Source organism: Streptomyces diastatochromogenes (genome assembly GCF_002242805.1).
In the GTDB taxonomy this organism is placed as follows: domain Bacteria; phylum Actinomycetota; class Actinomycetes; order Streptomycetales; family Streptomycetaceae; genus Streptomyces; species Streptomyces diastatochromogenes.
Window position 1 is genome coordinate 1 of the sequence record NZ_MCGQ01000168.1, and the last position, 2,997, is coordinate 2,997.

At 67.4% G+C, this 2,997-nt stretch carries 1 protein-coding gene; it reads right to left on the reverse strand.

What is annotated here, in order from left to right; all coding sequences use genetic code 11:
• A partial coding sequence (locus tag BEK98_RS47405; RefSeq protein WP_094222974.1) for a beta-galactosidase occupies positions 1–2,938 on the reverse strand: 2,938 nt, incomplete at its 3' end.
• Positions 2,939–2,997: the final 59 nt, after the last annotated feature.

The following is a 2,997-nucleotide window of genomic DNA, read 5'->3' on the forward strand; positions in this document are numbered from 1 at the left end:
GGCCGCCCGTCGAGAGTGGGCCGCGCACTGTGTCCTGCAGGTCCTCGCCGCCTCGTACGCCCTGCAGCCGCCAGGTGACGGAAGTCAGCGGCGCCCCGACGAGGGAGGCGCTGGTCAGGCCGCGCGCGGTCTTGTTGCCGTTGGTCGAGTTGTAGTCCTCCTCGTGCCCCATGTTCACGGTGAGCACGGAGATGACGTTGTCGCCCTTGGACTTCACCGCACCGGCCGGGAAGGTGAAGTCGGCGCCGCCTGTGGTGGAGCTGCCCAGGAAGGTGCCGTTGAGCCAGGCGGAGAACGCCTGGGCATCTCCGCCGGAGTCCGAGACCAGGTGGACGCCGGTCTCCTTGCCGGTGGCGTGGAAGCGGCCGCGGTACCACGTGTTGCCGGTGTGGAAACCGTAGTCGTCCGCGTAGAGGACCGGCAGCGAGTTGATGCCGGAGACGCTGTTGGTGGTGGTCCTGTCGGCCACCTGCCAGCTGGAGTCGTCGAAGTCGGGGGCCGCTTCGGGGGACTCCTCGGCATGCTTCCAGCTGGTCAGTGCCGGCAGGTGTATCGGGGCGGCCACCGCGATCTTCCCGGTGAGGCTTCCTGTGCCGGTGGCCTGGGTGGTCAATGCCTTGCCGTTCCAGGTGAGGTGGTCGGCGGAGGTGAACACCTCGATGTTCTTGTCGTCGGCGTTGTCACCGGTGAGTGCCACGGTGTGGCCGCCGTCCAGGCTGGACGCCGTGCGCAGCAGGTGGGTGCCGCGCACGAGCACCGGGCCGGTCGCCGTGTCCTGACGCCAGAAGGTCTCCGCCGTGGCCTTGTCGCCCACGAGCAGCAGCAGGGGGCGCTTTCCGCCGCCGCTGATGCCGATGCGGATCAGGCCCTTGTGCGTGTAGTTCAGACGCAGGTCACCGGTGTCCGCGTCCCAGGTGGTCGTGGCCGTGCCGTCGCTGGTGACCACGGTGGGCTTGGAGGAGTAGCGAAGGACGGTCTCGCCGTCGCTGCCCTGGTCGCCGTAGAGCACGGCGACACCCCGGTTCCCGATCGTCGCGCTGGTCATGATCTCCGAGGTCGAGTACTGCAACTGCGCGTCCCCGAGCCGGTAGTTCGCCACGACCACGTGCGAGTCGCGTCCGTCGAGCGTGATCGCGGTGCCCGGCTGCTGCGGCACGACCGGGTAGGTCGGCTCCGAGGCGGCGGCCGTCGGCACGTCGATGGCGTCGATGGCCACGTAGTTGTCCGTGGACCCCGAGCTGTGGTTCCCGTCGACGACGATCTTCAGGGTGTGCTGTCCGGACGTCAGGCCGGTCTTCTGGAAGATCACCGCCTGGTTCTCGCCGCCGGAGTCGTCGACCGTCGCCACCTTGGTGCCGTCGAGGTAGACGTCGGCGTAGCCGTGGTTGTTGGTCTTCGAGCCGATCCAGCGGATCGCGGTGCCGTCGAAGGGGACGGTGACCGAGTCACCCGCCTTGTTGGAGAACGACTCGGTGTGCTTGTAGTCGCCGCCTGTGTAGCTCGTGTTGGCCACGTGCGACCACGAACCGGTGTACTGCAGCGCGGAGTCGGGGTCGTCCCAGGTGTAGGTGGTGTCCGCGGACGGCTGGGCGTTGAAGTCCAACGAGATGTGGGTCTTGTCGACCGCCGTGGACGTGGAGTTCCCGTGCCGCAGGACGTGGAACTGCGTCTTGGTGTCGGGGTTCATCCGGGCGGTGTCGACGACCGCGGAGTCGTCCGGTGGCGTGGCCCTGATCGCCTCGGTCTTGGTCAGCGGGTCGACCGACTGCGTGAAGTACCCGATCAGCTTGTCCTCGTAGTACTTCGGATCGAGCTGGCGGTTCTCGCGGATCGCGGCCCCGTAGTCATAGGACGTGTAGTTCTCCGGCATGCCCAGCCAGCCCCAGTTGGTGCCGCCGTAGGTCATGTAGAAGCTCTGGGCGGTGGCGCCGACGGCTATGTTCTGCTTGTAGAACACGTTGGCGAACTGGTCGTTGATCAACTGGGCGCACTTGTCGTAGCCCGGCCCGCCCCAGGGGTCGAAGGCGCCGCCCTGGAACTCCGGCGAGTACAGCGGCTTGCCGTCCGGGTGGTCGTAGCTGATGTCGGGGACGCCGTTCCACTTCGAGGGGTTCGAGCAGTTGAAGCCCTGCGGGTAGGAGTCCGGGCCGTCGACGTCCAGCGCGCCGGTACCGGAGTTGAAGGTGCCGTTGTTGTTGCCCGTCAGCGGTACCGTGATGCCGTCGGCGCGGGCCTTGTCCTCCAGGTGCTGCATGTAGGAGCGGCCGGCGGCCGAGCCGTTGTAGTACTCGTTCTCGACCTGGTAGGCGATGACCGACCCGGTGCCGTTGGTCAGCTGGTGGCGGGCGATGATCCGGTCGATCTGGGTCAGCCACTCGTCCGCGTACTTCAGGAACTGCGGGTCGTCACTGCGGTTGTGCCCGGCCTTGGTGGTCATCCAGCCGGGCAGGCCGCCACTGTCGACCTCCGCGTTGATGTACGGCGCCGGGCGTGCGATGACGTAGAGCCCGGCCTCCTGGGCCATGTCGAGCAGCTTGTCGACGTCACGTACGCCGCTGAAGTCGTACACGCCCGGCTTCGGCGAGTGGTATCCCCAGTCGAAGTACAGCGAGGTGGAGTTGAACCCGGCGGCCTTCATCTTCTGGAAGATGTCGCGCCACAGGTCCGGACTCGGGAGCCGGAAGTAGTGGAACTCGCCGGACCACAGGTAGGTGCGCTTGCCGTCGACGAGGAACGAGTAGCCGTCGAGAGTCACGGTGTGCGCCCGCGGACTGGCGGCAGGCGCGGCGGCGGGTATCTGCCCGCCGACGTCCCGCGCCGCGGCGGGCCCGGTCATGCCCGTGGCCAGCGCGATGGTCGCGGCCGTCGCGAGGACCGCCCTCCACCACCGACGTCGACCGGGTCTCGCAACCTCTGAACCGATCCGATTACCCCGCACTGCGGCCTCCATACCGTCTGAGCAATCAGCATCAAACAGACTCCGGCAAAGTCGAACAG